At 72.7% G+C, this 19,321-nt stretch carries 16 protein-coding genes; 11 read left to right on the top strand and 5 right to left on the bottom strand.

Features of this window, described 5'->3' with window-relative positions; genetic code table 11:
* Positions 1–81: 81 nt before the first annotated feature.
* The 7 genes from Cba03nite_RS00900 (at position 82) to Cba03nite_RS00870 (ending at position 7,120) form a co-directional block, all read left to right on the top strand.
* Complete coding sequence (locus Cba03nite_RS00900) at positions 82–1,281, top strand: PucR family transcriptional regulator (protein WP_203740550.1); 1,200 nt, start codon at positions 82–84, stop codon at positions 1,279–1,281.
* A gap of 118 nt (positions 1,282–1,399) precedes the next feature.
* The gene (locus Cba03nite_RS00895) at positions 1,400–2,347 is read left to right on the top strand and encodes an ACP S-malonyltransferase (RefSeq protein ID WP_203740548.1); all 948 of its coding nucleotides are present in this window, start codon (positions 1,400–1,402) and stop codon (positions 2,345–2,347) included.
* Positions 2,344–3,288 carry a beta-ketoacyl-ACP synthase III gene (locus Cba03nite_RS00890; RefSeq protein ID WP_203740545.1) on the top strand — a complete coding sequence of 315 codons (945 nt, stop codon included), beginning with the start codon at positions 2,344–2,346 and terminating at the stop codon, positions 3,286–3,288. Before Cba03nite_RS00895 ends, Cba03nite_RS00890 begins: the two co-directional genes overlap by 4 nt.
* Before the next feature lie 63 nt (positions 3,289–3,351).
* Positions 3,352–3,594 carry an acyl carrier protein gene (locus Cba03nite_RS00885; protein WP_120316303.1) on the top strand — a complete coding sequence of 81 codons (243 nt, stop codon included), beginning with the start codon at positions 3,352–3,354 and terminating at the stop codon, positions 3,592–3,594.
* Between the two features lie 16 nt (positions 3,595–3,610).
* Positions 3,611–4,837 carry a beta-ketoacyl-ACP synthase II gene (gene fabF / locus Cba03nite_RS00880; protein WP_203740543.1) on the top strand — a complete coding sequence of 409 codons (1,227 nt, stop codon included), beginning with the start codon at positions 3,611–3,613 and terminating at the stop codon, positions 4,835–4,837.
* Between the two features lie 195 nt (positions 4,838–5,032).
* Positions 5,033–6,436: an acyl-CoA carboxylase subunit beta gene (locus Cba03nite_RS00875; protein WP_203740541.1), complete on the top strand. Its 1,404-nt coding sequence runs from the start codon at positions 5,033–5,035 to the stop codon at positions 6,434–6,436.
* A gap of 153 nt (positions 6,437–6,589) precedes the next feature.
* A complete protein-coding gene (locus Cba03nite_RS00870; protein WP_239125365.1) occupies positions 6,590–7,120 on the top strand; it encodes an XdhC family protein in 531 nt (176 codons plus the stop codon).
* A gap of 114 nt (positions 7,121–7,234) precedes the next feature.
* Here Cba03nite_RS00870 and Cba03nite_RS00865 read toward each other — a convergent pair whose 3' ends face one another.
* Both Cba03nite_RS00865 and Cba03nite_RS00860 read right to left on the bottom strand, forming a co-directional pair.
* On the bottom strand, positions 7,235–8,941 hold the full coding sequence (locus Cba03nite_RS00865) for a glycoside hydrolase family 3 protein (RefSeq protein ID WP_203740539.1): 1,707 nt from the start codon (positions 8,939–8,941) through the stop codon (positions 7,235–7,237).
* Between the two features lie 60 nt (positions 8,942–9,001).
* Positions 9,002–9,496 carry a DUF3145 domain-containing protein gene (locus Cba03nite_RS00860; protein WP_203740537.1) on the bottom strand — a complete coding sequence of 165 codons (495 nt, stop codon included), beginning with the start codon at positions 9,494–9,496 and terminating at the stop codon, positions 9,002–9,004.
* 234 nt (positions 9,497–9,730) lie between these two features.
* Here Cba03nite_RS00860 and Cba03nite_RS00855 point away from each other — a divergent pair, with 234 nt between their 5' ends.
* Positions 9,731–10,057: a hypothetical protein gene (locus tag Cba03nite_RS00855; protein WP_203740534.1), complete on the top strand. Its 327-nt coding sequence runs from the start codon at positions 9,731–9,733 to the stop codon at positions 10,055–10,057.
* 161 nt (positions 10,058–10,218) lie between these two features.
* Here the strand turns inward: Cba03nite_RS00855 and Cba03nite_RS00850 are convergent, their stop codons facing one another.
* Positions 10,219–10,854, bottom strand: a complete 636-nt coding sequence (locus Cba03nite_RS00850) for a carbonic anhydrase (protein WP_203740532.1) — start codon at positions 10,852–10,854, stop codon at positions 10,219–10,221.
* Between the two features lie 206 nt (positions 10,855–11,060).
* Here Cba03nite_RS00850 and Cba03nite_RS00845 point away from each other — a divergent pair, with 206 nt between their 5' ends.
* The gene (locus Cba03nite_RS00845) at positions 11,061–11,741 is read left to right on the top strand and encodes a DedA family protein (protein WP_203740530.1); all 681 of its coding nucleotides are present in this window, start codon (positions 11,061–11,063) and stop codon (positions 11,739–11,741) included.
* 117 nt (positions 11,742–11,858) lie between these two features.
* Complete coding sequence (locus tag Cba03nite_RS00840) at positions 11,859–14,027, top strand: HelD family protein (RefSeq protein WP_203740528.1); 2,169 nt, start codon at positions 11,859–11,861, stop codon at positions 14,025–14,027.
* Between the two features lie 282 nt (positions 14,028–14,309).
* On the opposite strand, the gene Cba03nite_RS00835 is transcribed toward Cba03nite_RS00840, so the two are convergent.
* Positions 14,310–16,499, bottom strand: coding sequence for a carbohydrate-binding module family 20 domain-containing protein (locus tag Cba03nite_RS00835; protein WP_203740526.1), 2,190 nt, complete (start codon positions 16,497–16,499; stop codon positions 14,310–14,312).
* 350 nt (positions 16,500–16,849) lie between these two features.
* Here Cba03nite_RS00835 and Cba03nite_RS00830 point away from each other — a divergent pair, with 350 nt between their 5' ends.
* Positions 16,850–18,241 carry an FAD-dependent monooxygenase family protein gene (locus Cba03nite_RS00830; RefSeq protein WP_203740523.1) on the top strand — a complete coding sequence of 464 codons (1,392 nt, stop codon included), beginning with the start codon at positions 16,850–16,852 and terminating at the stop codon, positions 18,239–18,241.
* A gap of 221 nt (positions 18,242–18,462) precedes the next feature.
* Here the strand turns inward: Cba03nite_RS00830 and Cba03nite_RS00825 are convergent, their stop codons facing one another.
* Complete coding sequence (locus Cba03nite_RS00825; protein WP_203740521.1) at positions 18,463–19,251, bottom strand: oxidoreductase; 789 nt, start codon at positions 19,249–19,251, stop codon at positions 18,463–18,465.
* Positions 19,252–19,321 lie beyond the last annotated feature (70 nt).

Raw genomic sequence — 19,321 nt, 5'->3', positions numbered from 1 at the left:
GCGTCCCGGGTTCACCGCCGCGCCGGGCGGTGCGCCGTGAGCCGCGGTTCGGCGGGCCGGCGGCTACCTATCATGGGGCACATGACCGACGGGGAGCCGCTGGCCGCGACCCTGCGGCAGATCGAGCGGTCCGCGGGCGCGCTCGCCACCGCCAGCGTGTCGCGCATGGACGAGACGCTGGCCTGGTTCCGGGAGCTGCCCGCCGACCAGCGTTCGTGGGTCATGCTGGTGGCCCAGGCCGGAGTGCAGTCGCTGGTGCAGTGGCTGCGCCAAGGGGCGGGCGCCAGGGGAGGCCCGCAGGCCGTCTCCGACGAGGTGTTCGACGTCGCGCCGCGGGCGCTGGCCCGCAGCATCAACCTGCAGCAGACCGTGGCCCTGATCAAGGTCACCATCGACGTGGTCGAGGAGCAGGTGCCCCACCTCGCCGCAAAGGGTGAGGAGCAGCAGCTGCGCGAGGCGGTGCTGCGCTACTCGCGCGAGGTCGCCTTCGCCGCGGCCCGGGTGTACGCGCGCGCCGCCGAGTCCCGCGGCGCCTGGGACGCCCGGCTGCAGGCGCTGCTGGTGGACGCGCTGCTGCGCGGCGACTCGGCGGACGTGCTGGCCAGCCGCGCGGCCGCGCTCGGCTGGACCGACGCGCCGCCGGTCGCGGTGGTGGTGGGCCGCTCCCCCGGCGGCGAGGCGGCCGTGGTGCTGCACGGCGTGCACCGGGCGGCCCGGCGGGCCGACGTGGAGGTGCTGGGCGGCGTGCACGGCGACCGCCTGGTCGTGGTCATGGGCGGGGCCGCCGACCCGGTCGGCACGGCCGAGCGCCTGCTGCCCGCGTTCGGCGCCGGACCGGTCGTGGTCGGCCCGGCCGTGCCGTCGCTGGAGGCGGCCACCGAGTCGGCCCGCGCAGCGATGGCGGGCTACCGGGCCGCGCCCGCCTGGCCCGCCGCGCCCCGCCCGGTCGCCGCCGACGACCTGCTGCCCGAGCGGGCCCTGGCCGGGGACGGCGAGGCCCGGCGCATCCTGCGCCACTCGGCGTACGGCGCGCTCGCCCGGACCAGCGGGGAGCTGCTGGAGACGCTGGACGCGTTCCTCAACCACGGCGGCGCGCTGGAGGCGACGGCTCGCGCGTTGTTCGTCCACCCGAACACGGTGCGTTACCGGCTGCGCCGAGTGGCTGAGGTCACAGGCTTCGGACCGCTGACTCCCCGTGACGCGTTCACCCTGCGGATCGCCCTCGCGCTGGGCCGCCTGGAGCCCGGTACGCAGGGAGAACAGCAGTCCAAGCCAGCATGAACCGGACAAAATTCCGCCACCGTCCGCCGATCTTTGTGGGGTACCCACAACTTCGGTAGGAGGATTTAGTCAACCCCGGCAACGGCGCGCTGGTCCGTGATCCCTCAGGGTTGAATACGTGCTCGCCGTACTCTCCCCGGGCCAGGGTGCCCAGAAACCCGGTTTCCTCAAGCCGTGGCTCGACCTCGACGGCGCCGCCGAGCGGCTGCGGTCCTGGTCCGAGCTCGCCGGCGTCGACCTGGTGCACCTCGGCACCGAGGCCGACGCCGAGGAGATCAAGGACACCGCCAAGACCCAGCCGCTGCTGATCGCCGCCGCGCTGCTCGCCGCCGAGCAGCTGCCCGTGCAGGGCGTCTCGGTCGTCGCCGGGCACAGCGTCGGTGAGCTGGGCGCGGCCGCCCTGGCCGGCGTGCTGACGCCCGAGTCGGCGATCACGCTGGCCGGTGTACGCGGCCGCGAGATGGCCGCGGCGTGCGCCCTGGAGCCCACCGGCATGGCCGCCGTGCTCGGCGGCGACGAGGCCGAGCTGCTGGCCGTGCTGGACAGCCACGGCCTCTACGCCGCCAACCGCAACGGCGCCGGGCAGATCGTCGCAGCCGGCGCGCTGGACGCGCTGGACAAGTTCGCCGCCGCCCCGCCGGCCCGCACCCGGGTCATCAAGCTGCAGGTGGCGGGGGCGTTCCACACCCCGTACATGGCCCCGGCCGAGGCCGCGCTGGCGTCGTTCGCCGCCGGGATCACCCCGGCCGACGCGCTGCGCCCGCAGCTGTCCAACGCCGACGGCGCCGCCGTCACCAGCGGCGCGGACATGCTGGGCCGCCTGGTGCGCCAGGTCACCGCGCCGGTGCGCTGGGACCTGTGCATGCGCGCCCTGGCCGACCTCGGCGTCACCGCCGTCATCGAGCTGCCGCCGGCCGGCACCCTCGCCGGCCTGGTCAAGCGTGAGCTGCGAACCGGCACCCCGGAGATCGTCACGCTGAACACACCCGACGACCTGCCCGCCGCGAAGGACCTGATCGCGCGCCACGGGTCGGCCCCGTCGTCCGGATCGGAGAGCACCTCATGACCACCAGCGGCAGCAAGATCCTCGCCTTCGGGCACTACCAGCCCTCGCGGGTCGTCACCAACGACGACCTGGCCCAGATGGTGGACACCAACGACGAGTGGATCCAGTCCCGCGTCGGTATCAAGGAGCGGCGTATCGCCGACAGCGAGACCGTCGCCGACATGGCCGGATTCGCCGCGGAGAAGGCGCTGGCCGCGTCCGGCCTGACCGCCGCCGACATCGACCTGGTCGTGGTCGCCACCTGCTCCTCGGTGGACCGCAGCCCGAACGTGGCCTGCCGGGTCGCCGACAAGCTGGGCGTGGCCGGCGCCGCCGCGTTCGACGTGAACACCGCCTGCTCGGGCTTCTCGTACGCGCTGGCCACCGCCGACCACGCGATCCGCGCGGGCGCCGCCCGCCACGCCCTCGTCATCGGCGCCGAGAAGCTGTCGCAGATCACCGACTGGTCCGACCGCAGCACCTGCGTGATCTTCGCCGACGGCGCGGGCGCCGCGGTCATCACCGCGGTGGCCGAGGGCGAGGAGGCCGGCATCGGCCCGGTGGTGTGGGGCAGCGACCCGAGCGACGCGATCGCGATCGAGGGCTGGCAGCCGTACATCACCCAGGAGGGCCAGAAGGTCTTCCGCTGGGCCACCTCCACCGCGCCCCAGGTCGCGCTCGCGGCCTGCGAGAAGGCCGGCGTCGCCCCCGGCGACCTGGGCGGGTTCGTGCCGCACCAGGCCAACCTGCGCATCATCGAGCCCCTCGCGCGGAAGATCGGCGTGGACCCGGCGGTGCTGTCGCGGGACATCGTCGAGTCGGGCAACACCTCGGCCGCGAGCATCCCGCTGGCCCTGTCCAAGATGATCGAGCGCGGCGAGGTGAAGTCCGGCTCGCCGGTGCTCCTCGTCGGCTTCGGCGGCGGTCTGACCTACGCGGGTCAGGTCGTGCGCTGCCCCTGAGCCCCACCCGTGGCTTTGCACCACCGTTCATCAGTTAACCCAACCGAAGGGAAACCGAGTTCCATGGCTACTCGTGAAGAGGTCGTCACCGGCCTGGCCGAGATCCTCGAAGAGGTCGCCGGCGTGAACCCCGACGACGTCTCCGAGGAGAAGTCGTTCACCGAGGACCTCGACGTCGACTCGCTCTCCATGGTCGAGGTCGTCGTGGCCGCCGAGGAGAAGTTCGGCGCGAAGATCCCGGACGACGAGGTCCAGAACCTGAAGACCGTCGGCGACGCTGTCTCGTTCATCGTCGCCAACTCCTGAAGTTGCGAGATTTGACGTGACCAAGCCTGACGTTGTCGTCACCGGTATGGGCGCGACCACCCCGCTCGGCGGGGATGTCGCCTCCACCTGGGACGCGATGCTGGCCGGCCGCTCCGGGGTCAGTCCGCTGACCCAGGAGTGGGCCGATCAGCTGACGGTGAAGATCGCCGCCCAGCTGGCGGTGGAGCCGAGCGAGGTCCTCGACCGCGTCCGGCTGCGCAAGCTGGACCGCTCCGAGGCGCTGGCGCTCATCGCCGCCGCCGAGGCGTGGGCCGACGCGGGACTGGCCGACACCGGCCTGGACCGCGAGCGGCTCGGCGTCGTCGTCGGCTCCGGCATCGGCGGCGCGCAGACCCTGCTGGCCCAGGACGACATCCTGGAGGCGTCCGGCGCGCGGCGGGTCAGCCCGCACACCGTGCCGATGCTGATGCCGAACGGGCCGGCCGCCTTCGTCGGCCTGGAGTACGGAGCACAGGCCGGCGTGCACGCCCCGACCAGCGCCTGCGCCACCGGCGCGGAGGGCCTGGCCTGGGGTCTCGACATGATCCGCTCGGGTCGTGCCGACGTCGTGATCGCCGGTGGCACCGAGGCCGTGATCCACCCGCTGCCGATCGCCGGCTTCGCCTCGATGCGCGCCATGTCGACGCGCAACGACGAGCCGGAGAAGGCGTCCAGGCCGTGGGACAAGGGCCGCGACGGCTTCGTCCTCGGCGAGGGCGCGGGCATCGTGGTGCTGGAGCGGGCCGACCACGCCGCCGCGCGCGGCGCCCGGGTGTACGCCCGCCTCGCCGGCGCGGGGATGACCTCCGACGGGTACGACATCGTGCAGCCCCACCCCGAGGGCACGGGCGCCGCCCGGGCCATCGCGAAGGCGCTGCGCGACGCCGGTGTGGACCCGGCGGACGTCAACCACGTCAACGCGCACGCCACGTCGACCCCGGTGGGCGACATGGCGGAGATCGCGGCGCTGCGGGCGGCGCTGGGTGAGCACCCGGTGCTGACCGCGACCAAGTCGATGACCGGGCACCTGCTCGGCGCGGCCGGGGCGCTGGAGTCGATCGCGACGATCCTGGCGATCCGCGACTCGGTCGTGCCGCCGACGATCAACCTCGACGACCCCGACGACGCTCTGACGATGGACGTGGCCGCGCTCAAGGCCCGCCCGCTGCAGATCGCGGCCGCGCTGAACAACTCGTTCGGCTTCGGCGGGCACAACGTCGCCCTGCTGTTCACGAAGGTCTGATCCGGCCCGCCGACATGCTCGGCAGCCGGCGCAGCCCGGCGACGCCCAGGCGCCCACTCGGTGCCTGGGCGTCGCTGTTCGCGATCGGAGTGCCCGGGCGTCGCTGTTCGCGACCGGAGTGCCTGGCCCGTCGCTGTTCGCAGCTTGAAGTCCCGCGTCACCGTCCGCACCCTCCCTCGGCGTTAGGAGACCCGGATGACCCCGACCTCGGCCGGCGCCGCCGTCGACCACCGCGATCCGCAGGTCAGGCTGCGGTCCCTGTTCGACGCCGGCACCGTACGCGCGCTGACCGCCGCCGACGGCTCCGGTGTGAGCAGCGCGCGCGGCGAGATCGACGGCATGCCCGCGGTCGCCTTCGCCACCGACGCCACCACCATGGGCGGCGCGCTGGGTGCCGACGGCTGCCGGCACATCGTGGACACCATCGACACCGCGGTGCGCGAGCGCCTGCCGGTGGTCGGCCTGTGGCACTCCGGCGGCGCCCGGCTGGCCGAGGGCGTCGCGGCGCTGGACGGGGTGGGCCAGGTGTTCGCGGCGATGGTGCGCGCCTCGGGCCGCGTGCCGCAGCTCTCCGTGGTGCTCGGCCCCGCGGCCGGCGGTGCCGCGTACGGGCCGGCGCTGACCGACATCGTGATCATGAGCAACGCGGGCCGGATCTTCGTGACCGGCCCCGAGGTGGTCCGCTCCGTCACCGGCGAGCAGGTCGACATGGAGCGCCTGGGCGGCCCCGAAGCCCACGGCAAGCGCTCCGGCGTGGTCCACCTGACCTGCAAGGACGACGACGCGGCGCTGGCCGAGGCGCGCCGGCTGGCCCGGCTGCTGGGCAGGCAGGGGCGGCTCGTCCCGGCCGACGTGACCGACGACCGCGACCTGTCCGCGTCCATGCCCGCCGCGTTCAACCGCGCGTACGACGTCAAGCCGGTGGTCGCGGCCCTGCTCGACGAGCCCGGCGTGGAGCTGCACGCCAAGTGGGCGCCGAACGTGGTGACCGCGCTGGGCCGCTTCGCGGGCCGCACCGTGGGCGTCGTGGCCAACAACCCGATGCGCCTGGGCGGCTGCCTCGACTCGGCCGCCGCCGAGAAGGCGGCCCGCTTCGTGCGCATGTGCGACTCGCTGGGCGTGCCGCTGATCGTGCTGGTCGACGTGCCCGGCTACCTGCCCGGCCTGGGCCAGGAGTGGGACGGCGTGGTGCGCCGCGGCGCGAAGCTGCTGCACGCGTTCGCCGAGGCGGTCGTGCCCCGGGTGACCCTGGTGACCCGCAAGGCGTACGGCGGCGCGTACATCGCGATGAACTCCCGCGCGCTCGGCGCGAGCGCCGTCTTCGCCTGGCCGAACGCCGAGGTCGCCGTCATGGGCGCGGGCGCCGCGGTGAACATCCTGCACCGCCGCAGACTGGCCGCCGCCCCCGCCGCCGAACGCGAGGAGCTGCGTACCCGCCTCGTCGAGGAGCAGACCCGCAACGCCGGCGGCGTCAACCGCGCCGTCGAGATCGGCGTGGTCGACGACGTCATCAAACCCGCCGACTCCCGCCGCCGCATCGCCGAGGCCCTCGCCGCCGCCCCCGCCGCCCGCGGCGCCCACAGCAACATCCCCCTCTAGAAGGAAGGGCACCTTCTTAACGTTTTCCGTAGTAGAAGGTGCCCTTCTTAACGTCGGTGGGCAGGGGCGCTCCCCCGCATGGGCAACGGGGTCACGGGCCGCGTCGACAAGCGGCATCCGGCCCCGACACGGGCGCCGCATTAGGCTGATCAGGTGGCACATTCGCATCCGGATCCAGCGTGCGCCCTGGCGCACGGCGACCTGACCGCGCAGCACGGCATGCGTACCCTCGTGGCGGTCTTCGCCTCGCCGGTCGCCGCTCACCTGCTGCACTTCGGCCACGACCTCGGCTACCGCACGGTGCTCGTGGAGCCCGACCTGAGCCGGGTCGACGCCGCGTCCCGTCCCGGCCACCTGCGCCTGGCCAGCTCGGTCGACCCGTCCTTCGCCGACGGGGACGCCGACGTGGTGGTCACCGACCACGACCGGCCCGAGCTGGGCGCGCTGCTGGACGCGGCACTGCAGACGCGGGCACGCTGGATCGGCGTGATGGGCAGTCCCCGGCACACCGCGCCGCACGTGGCGGCGCTGCGCGAGCGGGGCGTGCCCGACGACGCCGTCGCCCGGGTGCACCGGCCGATCGGGCTGAACATCGGCTCGCGTACCCCCGCCGAGATCGCCGTGGCCACCCTGGCCGGCCTCATCGCGGACCGCAACCACCGCCCCGGCGGCTTCTCGTTCTAGATCCACCGACTTGCCCGGCAGATGGGCGAAAGCCAGCCCAAGATACGCCCACCTGCCACGCAAGTCGGACGATCTTGGCCGCGAACCGGCCGGGGCCGCGCCAGGCGTGGACCGTCAGGAGCAGGTGGTGCGGGGTAGGCCCTTGATCTCGACGGGGGCCTTGCCGGTGGGCTTGGCCTTGCCCGCGAGGACGGGGGCCAGGGCGTCCATCGAGAGGTCGCTGGAGGAGTACGTCGCCACCAGCACCTTCGAGGTGGACTGGGCCAGCAGGTACGGCACGTCCATGTGCACCGTGACCGCGGCGCCCGCGCTCAGGTCCTCGGCCGTGTCCCCGTAGCCGACCAGGTGCACCACGCTGCCGCCGGTCTCCACCACGGACACGCCCGCCTCCTTCAGCGCGGCGGCCAGGCGCGCCCGTGCCTTCTCCCGGCCGGACGCCGCGGTGACCCGCACCGGCCCGGTCACCAGCGGCTGGCCGCAGGCGCCCCGCAGCAGCGTGACCGACGCGGCGGCGACCGGGGACACCTGCTGCGCGTGGGTGCCCACGGTGGACAGCGCGGGCGCGGCGGCCTCGCCGAGGCTCAGCTTGAGCTTCAGCACCCGAGTCGCGGCCTCGGTGAGGCGCTCGCGGGAGAGCTTGCCCGCCTTCAGGCCGTCCACGAGGCCCTGGTGCGCCTGCTTCACGTTGGGCACCATCAGCAGCAGGTCGTTGCCCGCGTTCAGCGCGGCGACCGCGGCCTCACCGGGGGGCAGCTTCATGGCCGGGGCCATGTTCATGCCGTCCGACACCACGACGCCCTGGAAGCCCAGCTCGCCGCGCAGCAGGTCGGTCAGCACCTTCTTGGAGAACGTCGCCGCCACGCCCGGGTCCACGGACTGCACGTCCAGGTGGCCCGACATGATCAACGGCGCGCCCGCGGCGATGCCGGCCTTGAACGGGGCCAGGTCGTCCTTGTCGAGCAGCTGGCGCGACTGGGCGAGCACCGGCAGCTCGGAGTGGCTGTCCGCGGTGGTGTGCCCGTGGCCGGGGAAGTGCTTGAGGGTGGCGGCCACCCCGCCCGCCCGCATGCCCTTGATCGCGGCGACGACCTGGTCACCGGCGGCCTTCGGGTCGGTGCCGTACGAGCGCGAGCCGATCACGTTGCTGCCCGCCGCGCCGAGCACGTCGGCGACCGGGGCGAAGTTGACGTTCACGCCGACCGCGGCCAGCTCGGAGCCTGCCGCGCGCCAGGCCGCCTCGGTGAGCCGGGGGTTGCCCGCCGCGCCGAACGCCATCGCGCTGGGCAGCGCCGTCACCCCGGTGGTGAGCCGGGACACCACGCCGAACTCCTGGTCCATGCCGATCAGCAGCGGCACGTCGGCCTCCAGCCGGGCCGCGGCGTTCTGCAGGCCGGTGGTCAGCGCCCGCACCTGCTCCGGGTTCTGCACGTTGTTGACCGGCTGGTTGGCGGCGGTCGGGTCGTCGCCGCCGAAGCCGATCAGGATCATGCCGCCGAGCCGGTACTTCTCCACCATCTGCGCGGGGGTGTCCACCCCGGCCAGGGCCTGGTTGGCCGCCTTCGTCCCGGCCGAGACGTCGGTGGCCGAGCGGCCGTACGCGAACGGCATCAGCACCTGGCCGGCCAGGTCCGCGTCGGACATCCGCTTCACCATGGCGGCGACCTTGGCCGACGGATCGGCCGGGTCCTGCATCGGCAGCGCTCCCCCGTGGTCGGGCGCGGTGCCGCACGCGGCCGCCGCGACCGCCACTGCGCACAGGCCCGACACCGTCGCGCCGAGCCTGCGGAACCACTTCTGCGTTGACGAGGTCACGCGGGACATCCCACCAGCCGGACGGGACGGGGTCAACCGTTACACGCATCCCCGCATCGTCCGTACGGCCTAACCCGCCCTCGTCAGCAGCGTGACCGGCGCCCCTTCCGCCGCGTAGCGGTACGGCTCCAGCTCGGCGTCCCAGGGGGTGCCCATGGCCAGGTCCAGCGCGTGGGCCAGCGCCTCCGGGCTGCGGCTGGACGTGATGATGGTGCGCAGCCGGTCCTCGCCGAGCTGGATGTCACCGGCCGCGCCCATCGCCGCCCGGAACAGGCCCCGGCCGGGGACGTGCATGAACCGCTCGCCGTCCACCCCGGGACTCGGCTCCTCGGTGATCTCGAAGCGCAGCATCGGCCACTGGCGCAGCTCGGCGGCGATGTCCGCGGCGGTGCCGGGACGGCCCGACCAGCCGCACTCGGCGCGCCGGGCGCTGGGCTCGACGGGCTGCACCGACCAGTGCAGGTTGACCGCGCCGCTTTTCAGGGCGCGCGAAATCGCCCACTCGACGTGAGGACACACGGCGAGCGGGCTCGAGTGGACGTGTACGACGCCACGCGTGGGCACGGTGACCTCCCGAGACGGACAGGCTCGTCTTCCCCTACGGCCTGACGACTCCGGCGATCTCACCCACTATGACTGGTGGGACGGATGTGGCGCCAGAGAATCGCGAAACTCGCCGGATGAAATGTCCGACCGGCCCGCGGCGACGTGTCCGTCACACCGGAAGGCGACGCCGGTCAGGGATCGCGTGGACGTCATGTAGAGTTCTCTGGTCAACCAGACTTCAAGGAGTACGTCGTGGCGAGCAACACCTCCAAGACCGCGCGCGCGTCTGTCCGGGCCGGTGAGGCCAAGGGTGGCGCGCTGAGCGTGCTCGGTGAGTTCAAGTACATCATTCCGCTGAACAACGGCAAGCACGCCTACGTGCGGAACCTCACCAACGGCAAGACCGTGCACCTGAGCACGACCTCGGACGCCTTCATCGAGGAGATCCGCGTGCTCGCGGGCGCGGGTCACGCCACCAAGATCCGTGCCGAGCTCGTCGCGCTGAACACCGCGCACCCGGGCCACGGCTGGGACGCCACCGAGAAGCGGCTGGCCGAGGCCGGCATCTTCGAGGGCTGAGCAGCTCCCTCACCCGCACGTCCAGAAGCCCGCAGGCCACGCGCCCGCGGGCTTCTCGTCGTACCCAGGGAGTACGTGAAGATCGCCGTCTCGTGTCGAAAGGCGGCGCCAACCCGCACATTCCGACACGAGACCGCGATCTTCGCACGGCGTGGGCCGGGTCAGAGGAGGTCTACGACGCCGGTGTCGAGGTCGTACACGGCGCCGACGATCTGGACGCGGCCGGCGGCTGCGGCCTGGGCCAGGCGGTCGGCCAGGCGGAGCTGCTCGGCGGTGCGGGTCACGTGCCGGCGCAGCGCCTTGGCCTGCACCTGCGCGTCGTTCAGGCCGGCCTCGGTCACCGCGGGCGCGATCTGGTCCACCAGGTAGCCCATGAAGCCGTCCGGGCGGCTGCCGGTGCGCAGCGCGTCGACGGTGGCGGCGACGGCGCCGCAGCGCTCGTGGCCGAGCACCATCACCAGCGAGGCGTGCAGTTCGGACACGGCGAACTCGACCGAGCCGACGACCGAGCGGTCCAGCACGTGGGCGCCGGAGCGCACCACGCAGATGGAGCCGAAGTTCTGGTCGAACACCGCCTCCAGCGGCACGCGGGAGTCGATGCAGCCCAGCACGACGGCGTAGGGCTCCTGCCCGCCGGAGCGCGAGGCGGCCTCGGCGACGTGGTGCCCGTAGCGGGGACGGCCCGCCACGAACCGGCGGTTGCCCGCCATGAGATCGGCCAGCGACTCTGCCGGCCCCCGGCGCGTGCCGGGCGTGTCCAGGGTGTGGTCGGGGGGCGCGGTCTTCGACTGCGTCATGCGATCAGGGTCGCCGCTAGGCGGCCGTGACCGGAAGACTACTCAGAAGTAGTGCGACCCTTCTCACGGCCGCAACGCCGCGATCCGACACCCCCGCGCGCCCACTAGGGGCTCGAGCCTGATGCGACAGCCCTGCCGGTCGGGTATCTTTCGAGCGTCCCGGGCGGCGTACGACCTCGGGTGCTGCTCACGGGAGAAGGTGAACGATGGAGTTCGTCGGCCAGTGGCTGGAGACCCTCCCGGCCCTCGTCGTGTACCTGCTCGTCGGCCTGGTCATCGGCACCGAGAGCATGGGCATCCCGCTGCCGGGCGAGATCGTCCTGGTCAGCTCGTCGCTGCTGGCGGCGACCACCCAGCACATCTCCCCGTGGGGCGTGGCGATCGCGGCCGCGAGCGGCGCGATCGTCGGCGATTCCATCGGGTACGCGATCGGCAAGCGCGGCGGCCGCCCGCTGCTGGAGCGCCTGGGCCGCCGCTTCCCGAAGCACCTGGGTCCGGAGCAGATCGTGCGCGCCGAGACGATGTTCGGGCGCTGGGGCGTGTGGGCGGTGTTCTTCGGCCGGTTCATCGCGCTGCTGCGCATCCTGGCCGGGCCGATGGCCGGCGCGCTGAAGGTGCCGTACCGGAAGTTCCTGGTGGCCAACGCGGGCGGTGGGCTGGTCTGGGCGTTCGGCACCACCTTCGCGATCTACGCGCTGGGCGAGGTGGCGGAGCACTGGCTCAAGCGTTTCTCGTGGGCGGCGCTGATCCTGGCCGTGGTCGCCGGGCTGGGCACCACCTGGTGGTTCAAGCAGCGCGCGAAGAAGGCGCTGGCGGAGACCGGCGGGGCCGAGCCGGTGGCGGGCGAGTCGCCCGCGAAGCGGCCCGCCAAGGAGCGGGTCGGCTGATCTCCAGTTTATCGGGTCGTACCGCACGCCACATCGGCCCGGTGATCGATCTTCGAGTCGGAGGCAGCCCGTACCCTGGCGAGGCACCATCGCCGCAAGGCCCGGCCCGGGAGACGCATGTCTGACAACACCCTGCACGACGAGATCGCCATCGAGCAGCAGCACGTGGACCGCGTGTACGCGCGGCTCGCGCGGCTGCGCGCCGACGCCGCGAAGGCCGAGGCCGACGGTTATCAACTCGCCCGGGTGGGCACGTACGGCTCACTGGTCGAGCGCGACGCGATGGTGTTCCACGCGGCCCGGCGCCGGCACGCCTTCGACGCCGAGCACGAGGGCCTGGTCTTCGGCCGCCTCGACATGCACCCCGATCACAGCGGGGCGGGCGCCGACGAGGTCGCGGCCGACCCGGAGGCGGCGGCGTGGGCCGAGCGGCCACGCTACATCGGGCGTCTCGGGGTGCGCACCGAGACGGCCGAGCCGCTGCTGATCGACTGGCGGGCCCCGGCCGCGGCGGCCTTCTACCGGGCCACCGCCGCGCAGCCGCTGGGCGTGATCCGCCGCCGGATGATCTCGTCGTTCGGCGAGAAGGTGACCGGCCTCGAGGACGACCTGCTGGACCCCTCGGCCGCGCCGGAGGGCATGCGGGTGGTCGGCGACGGCGCGCTGCTCGCCGCGCTGAGCCGGGCCAAGGGCACCGGCATGCGCGACATCGTCGCCACCATCCAGCACGAGCAGGACCTGGCGATCCGCTCCCCCGCGTCCGGGGTGACCATGGTCGAGGGCGGTCCGGGCACCGGCAAGACCGCCGTCGCGCTGCACCGCGCGGCCTACCTGCTGTACGCAGACCGGGCGCGCTTCGCGGGCGGCGGGGTGCTGATCGTCGGCCCGTCGCCGGTGTTCGTCGAGTACATCGAGACGGTGCTGCCCGCCCTCGGCGAGGAGTCGGCCACGCTGCGCTCCGTCGGGCAGCTCGTGCCCGGGTTCGACGCGACCCGCGAGGAGACGGCGGCCGTACGCGCCGTGAAGGGCTCGCTGCGCATGCGCCGGGTGCTGCGCCGCGCCGCCGAGGCCGCGCCGCCCGGCAACCCCGACGGTCTGCGCCTGCGCTACCGCGGCGAGTGGCTGGAGCTGACCCGCCACGAGGGCGAGGAGATCCGCCGCCGGATCGGGCGCGGCAACCCGCGCAACGCGATCCGCGCGAAGGCGTTCGGCGCCGTGCTCGACCTGCTCTGGGAGCGGATGAAGGCGAAACAGCCGCGGCTGGAGCAGGCCCGCTTCGACGAGGAGCTGTCCGAGCACGAGGGCTTCCGCGACTTCCTCAAGGCCTGGTGGCCGATCGTGAGCCCGGTGCAGGTGCTGGGCTGGCTCGCCGAGCCGAACCGGCTGCGCCGCGCCGCCGAGGGCACCCTGTCGTACGAGGAGCAGAAGCTGCTGTCGCGTGCCCTGGCGCCGCTGCGCGAGCAGGGCCCCAGCATCGACGACGTGCCGCTGCTCGACGAGCTGCACGACCTGCTCGGCACCCAGCCCAAGCCGAAGAGGCGCAGGCGGGAGGCGTTCACGGTGGGCGGCATCCGCGAGGCCGCGACGGTGTACGAGCGCGCCCGCGCCGCGCAGGCCGCCACGCCGCGCGAGGTCGACTACCGCGACTACGCGCACGTGGTGGTCGACGAGGCGCAGGACGTCACACCGATGCAGTGGCGCATGATCGGCCGCCGGGGGCACGCGGCGAGCTGGACCGTGGTCGGCGACCCGGCCCAGTCCGCCTGGATCGGCGGCGCCAACGAGATGATCCGGGCCCGGGACGAGGCGCTCGGCGGCCGCAAGCGGCACCCGCACCAGCTCACCACGAACTACCGCAACTCGACGGAGATCTTCGCGGTGGCGGCCGAGGTGATCCGGAAGGTGTCGCCGGACCTGCCGCTGCCGAAGGCCGTACGGACCACCGGCATCGAGCCGGTGCACCGCCTGGTGCCCGCCGCCGAGCTGGACGGCGCGGTGCGCGACGCGGTGGCCGCGCTGCTGTCCGAGGTCGAGGGCACCGTCGGCGTGATCGCCCCCGACGCGCGGGCGCGGGACCGGATCCGGGCCCGCCTGTCCGAGTGGGACACCGACCGCCTGCGCGTGGTCACCGCGCTGGCCGCGAAGGGCATGGAGTACGACGCCGTCGTCCTGGTCGAGCCCGGCGCCGTCGACGCCGGCACCGACGCGGGCAGGCGCACCCTCTACGTCGCCCTCTCCCGCGCCACCCAGCGCCTCACCACCATCGCCACCCACCCCTGGCGATAAGGAAGGGCACCTTCTTAACGCTATGCGTAGAGGAAGGTGCCCTTGTTAACCCCTTGGCCTGTGCCCGTGCCTGTGGTGGTCTGACGCGCCCGCAGCGGCCACGCGCCGGGTGCGCTCGCCATGATCGGTGTTTCGTGTCAGAAGGTGTGGCCAGACCGCACTTCTTGACACGAAACGCCGATCATGGAGCCTGGGCCACGCCGCTGGCGCGAGGCCGCACCCTGCGGCGCGTTAAGAAGGGCACCTTCCTCTACGCATAGCGTTAAGAAGGTGCCCTTCCTTTCAGCGCCAGGTGTCGGCGTAGGTGGTGGTGCAGGGGGTGGTGGGGGTGGTACGGGAGCGGTTGGGGTCGCTCTCCCAGGTGACGTTGCCGGAGGCGTCCTTCTTTATGTACTTGTAGGTGAAGGTGGTGCCGGGCGGGAGGTTGATCGTCGCGGCCCAGACGGGGTAGGCCGCGCTGGACAGGGCCACCGCGCTGGCGGTGTTCCAGCTGCCGAGGGCGGGGACGGAGCCGATCACGTAGACGTTCTGGCCCCAGACCGTGGTGGCGTTGACCGAGAACGCGGCGGCGATGCTCGCGCAAGCGGTGCCGCTCGGCGAGGGTGACGCCGACGGCGAGGCGGATGGGGACGGGGTGGTGCCGCCGGTCACGTTCCAGGTCTCGCTGTAGGTCACGGCGCAGGCGCCGGTCGGGACCGTGTGATTGCGGTTGGCGATGCTTTCCCAGGTCACGGTGCCCGAGCTGGTCTTCTTGATGTACTTGTACTCGAAGTAGGCGCCCGCCGGCAGGTTCACGGTGACCCGCCAGAGCGGGTACGCCGCGCTCGACATGGCCACGGCGTTCGCCGTGTTCCACGAGCCGAGCTGGGCGATGCTGCCCGCGACGTACACGTTCTGCCCGGTGGTGGTCGTGGTGTTCGACTCGAAGGTGACGGCGACGGTCGTGCACGCCGTGCCACTGGGGGACGGTGAGGCCGAGGCCGAGGGCTGGGGTGAGCTGCTCACCATCGCGCCGGTGTAGATCGCCAGCGCGCTGTTGCCGGCCACCGAGACCGTGGCCTGGCCGGACGAGTTCACGGTCACCGTGCTGCCGGAGCAGGCACCGGCCGTGAAGTCGCCCGTGGCCACGTTGCAGTACACGCCGGCGGGCAGGCCGGTGCTGAAGGTGGTGCTCCAGGCCGACCCGTCGCGGTTGAACGCGGCATAGCCGATGTTGCCGCGCGAGAAGCCGATGCGGGACGAGGACGGCGAGGTCCAGTTGCCGACACCGGTGCCGTTGACCGCGTTGTGGAAGCCGACCAGGTTGGCCACCACGGTGCGGCGGTGCTCGCACTCCCAGCCGGAGCCGCAGGTCACCTGGTTGGTGGTGCCGTTGCTCGCGGCGGGCGGCCCGGCCTCCGGGTTGGTGAAGGTGAAGCTGCTCATCAGCTGGGGCGTGCCGTACGGGTACGCCAGGCTGAACGCCTGCGCCAGCGCGTGGGTCTGCCCGTCCTTGTAGGTGAGCCGGGCCCGCCCGTTGCGCTGTGTGTCGTGGTTGTCGATGAAGTTGACGGCGTCGCCGCTGCTCAGCGCCATCTGCGAGGCGAGGTTGGTCAGGTTGGACAGGTTCGCGTCACGGAACGCGTTGCCGACCACGTCGCCGTAGCGGAACTCGGTGACGTCGCCGATGCCCGCGTACTCGCCGGGCGGGAAGGCGCTGTCCTCGATCACCTCGTGGAACACGTACGGCGCGCCGCTGACGCCGCCGAGGATCGCCTGGAGGTCGGCGACGGGCATGTGCTTGGCCGCGTCCACCCGGAACCCGTCCACCCCGAGCGACACCAGGTCGTTGAGGTACGCGGTGAGCCTGCCGCGCACGTAGCTCGACTCGGTGGCCAGGTCGGAGAGGTTGACCAGCTCGCAGTTCTGCACCTCCCAGCGGTCGCCCCAGCTGACGATGTCGTCGTTGCCGTTGCGGCCGCAGTGGTGGAAGTCCTGATTCTGATAGATCCCCGGGTAGTTGTACTGCGAGTACGTCGAGCCGGCCGAGCCGGTCCCGGTGGAGGCGCCGCCTGTCATATGGTTGACGACCGCGTCCACATAGATCTTCACCCCGGCGTTGTGGCAGGTGGTGATCATGTTGGCGAAGGCGGCGCGGTCGCCGCGGCGGGACACGAGCTGGTAGCTGACCGGCTGGTAGTCCTGCCACCAGGGGTAGCCCTGGCCGCCGAGCACGACGTGCTCCTGCGGCGGGGACACCTGCACTGCTCCGTAGCCCTTCGGGCCGAGCACGCTGGTGCACTCGCTCGCGATGGAGGCCCAGGGCCATTGGAAGAGATGCACGATGACGTCACGGTTGCCCGGGTTGGCGTCGGCCTTGGCGGGGACCAGGTCGGGGCCGGGTGTGGGGCGGGCCGCGACAGCGGCGGCGAGGCCCGCTGCCAGCAATAATGAGGCGAGCGCCGCGGCGAGGGGGCGGTTGCGTCGGGACACGAGTCTCCTCCTGGGTCAGGGAGGGGGCGGATGGAAACTCTTGCGCAAGTTTCAAGGATGTTAGCGCCGCATTGACTCGCCGTGAAGAGCGTCTATCTGCCGGACTTGCCGTACAAATCGGAGCTTCATACAGTTCCGTTTTCAGGGATCACTGTCGGATTCCGTATTGCGCAACGGATTCCCGCACGCAGAGCGCTCCACACCGATCATTCATACTGAAAAGTCTTTCAAAGATTTTTTCGGGTGCGAGCGAGCACACACTGTCTGTAACCAGACCGCGAATTCGTTTTCATGATTGCGTCATCCGTCCTTACCTTGAGTTCACATCCCTCACCGAGACGGAGTGAACCTTGTCTGCCAAGGAGAAGTCCGGGCACGCGATCGTGCTCGGCGCCAGCATCGGCGGCCTGCTCGCCGCCCGCGTGCTGAGCGAGTCGTTCGAGAAGGTCACCATCTTCGACCGCGACGCGCTGCCCACCGACGGCACCACCGGACGCAAGGGCGTGCCGCAGGGCGACCACACCCACGGCCTGCTCGCCCGCGGCCGCCAGGTGCTGGAGGAGCTGTTCCCCGGTCTCGCCGCGGAGCTGACCGCGGCGGGCGCGGTCCCGGTCGACGTCCAGGGCGACGTCGTATGGATCAACGACGGCCACCGCCTCGCGGCCAAGCACACCGGCCTGGCCGGCCTCGGCGTGACCCGGGTCGGCCTGGAGGCCGGCGTGCGCCGCCGGGTCGCCGCGCTGCCCAACGTCGAGCTGCGCGAGCGCCACGAGGCGCTCGGCCTGCTCGCCTCCGCCGACCGCAGCCGGGTCACCGGCGCCCGGGTGCTGCCCGCCGGCGGCACCGAGCAGCACGTCGACGCCGACCTGGTGATCGACGCGACCGGCCGGGGCAACCGCGGCCCGACCTGGCTCGCCGAGCTGGGCTACGAGAAGCCGGCCGAGGAGCACGTCGACCCGGTCACCTACTACGTCTCGCGCACCTACCGGCGGACCCCGGGCCAGGTCAGCGCGACCGCGTTCGTGATCAGCCCGTCGCCGGAGCTGCCGTACGGCTCCGTAGCGGTGCCGGTCGAGGGCGACCGCTGGATGATCACCCTGATCGGCGTGGGCCGGGACAACGTGCCGCCCGCCGACGAGGCGGCGTACCCGGAGTTCGCCCGGCAGCTGCCCGGGGACGAGCTGTTCCAGCTGGTCACCAAGGCCGAGCCGATCGGACCGGCGCTTAAGCTGCGGCTGCCGGTGAGCGTGCGCCGCCGCTACGAGCGCCTCGACCGGCTGCCCGAGGGCCTGGTCGCCGTCGCCGACGCGATCTGCGCCTTCAACCCGGCGTACGGCCAGGGCATGACCGTGGCCGCCGCCGAGGCGATGGTGCTGCGCGACAGCCTGCGCCAGGGCCGCGAGGGCCTGCCGAAGCGCTTCTACGCCGCCGCCGCGAAGGTCATCGACGTGCCGTGGGACATCGCGGTCGGCGCCGACCTGCGCTACCCCGACGTGCAGGGCGCGCGCACCGGCAAGGTCAACTTCCTCAACGCGTACGTCGGCCGCCTGCACCGCGCGGCCGTCAAGAGCCCCGCGGTCGGGCAGGCGTTCCTGTCCGTGGCCAATCTGATGGCCCCGCCGCAGCGGCTGTTCGCGCCGGGCGTGCTGGCCCGGGTGCTGTGGCACGGCCGCCGCACCCGCCCGGCGCCCCGGCCGATGACCACGGCGAACCCGCTGGTCCAGGCCGAGCCCGCCCGCTGAGCAGGGCGCGCCGCCGCTCTCCCCCGTGGCGGCCGGCGCGCCCGCCCCAGCCGCAACCCTGGTGATGCGCGCGCATCATCAGGGTTGCGGCCTATCCGCCTCCCGACGTGACCGCGGCCCCTGCCGCAGTTTCGGGGAAAGTGCACCAAAGGGCCAGGACACAGCTGCGGTTTCCCCGAAACTGCAGCCGCGCCCACCGCGGTGCGGGGCAGGCGGGCCGGTCAGAGGGTGGTGATCATGCCGCCGTCGATGACGAAGTCGGCGCCGGTGACGTTGCCCGCACGGGCACCGGCCAGCAGCGCCACCAGGTCGGCGACCTCCTCGGGCTCGGTGAACCGGCCCGTCGCCGCCTGGCTCGCGACCTGCGCGGCGACGTCCTCCGCGGACGCCCCGCCCGCCGCGCCGAACGACTTCGCCACCCCGTCGTCCCCCACCCAGAGCGGCGTGCGCACCGGGCCGGGGCTGACCGTGTTCACCCGGATGCCCTTCGGGCCGACCTCCTTGGACAGCGCCTTGGAGAAGTTCGTCAGCGCCGCCTTCGACGCGGTGTAGTCGACGATCAGCGGGTCCGGCAGGAACGCGTTGATCGAACTGACCGTAACGATGCAGCCCGCGCCCCGGGCCAGCAGGTGCGGCAGCGCGGCCCGGGTGGTGCGCACGGCGGACATCAGGTTCACCGCCAGCGACCACGCCCAGTCCTCGTCGGTCACCGACGCGACTCCGCCCAGCCGCGGCTTCACCGCCCCCACGTTGTTGACCAGCACGTCCAGCCCGCCGTACGCGGCCACCGCCGCGTCGATCAGCCGCTGCGGCCCGGCCGGTTCCGCCAGGTCCACGGCGACCGGATGCACCGTCGGCTGCCCGGCGAGCGCCTCCAGTTCACCACCCGTGCCACGAGCCGCCGCGACCACCCTGGCGCCCTCGGCGAGCAGCGCCTTCACCACCGCCAGGCCGATGCCCTTGCTCGCCCCGGTGACCACCGCGACCTTGCCGTCCAGCCGCAGATCCATGACGACTCCCCCCGACACGTCCCGGTCCACGCTACGCGCGCCGGGAGCCGCCGGTGGGTGCAACAGGGCA

It is taken from the genome of Catellatospora bangladeshensis, assembly GCF_016862575.1.
Classification (GTDB): Bacteria; Actinomycetota; Actinomycetes; order Mycobacteriales; family Micromonosporaceae; genus Catellatospora; species Catellatospora bangladeshensis.
The sequence above is the reverse complement of the archived record's forward strand: the minus strand, read 5'-3'. Positions and strand labels throughout refer to the sequence as shown.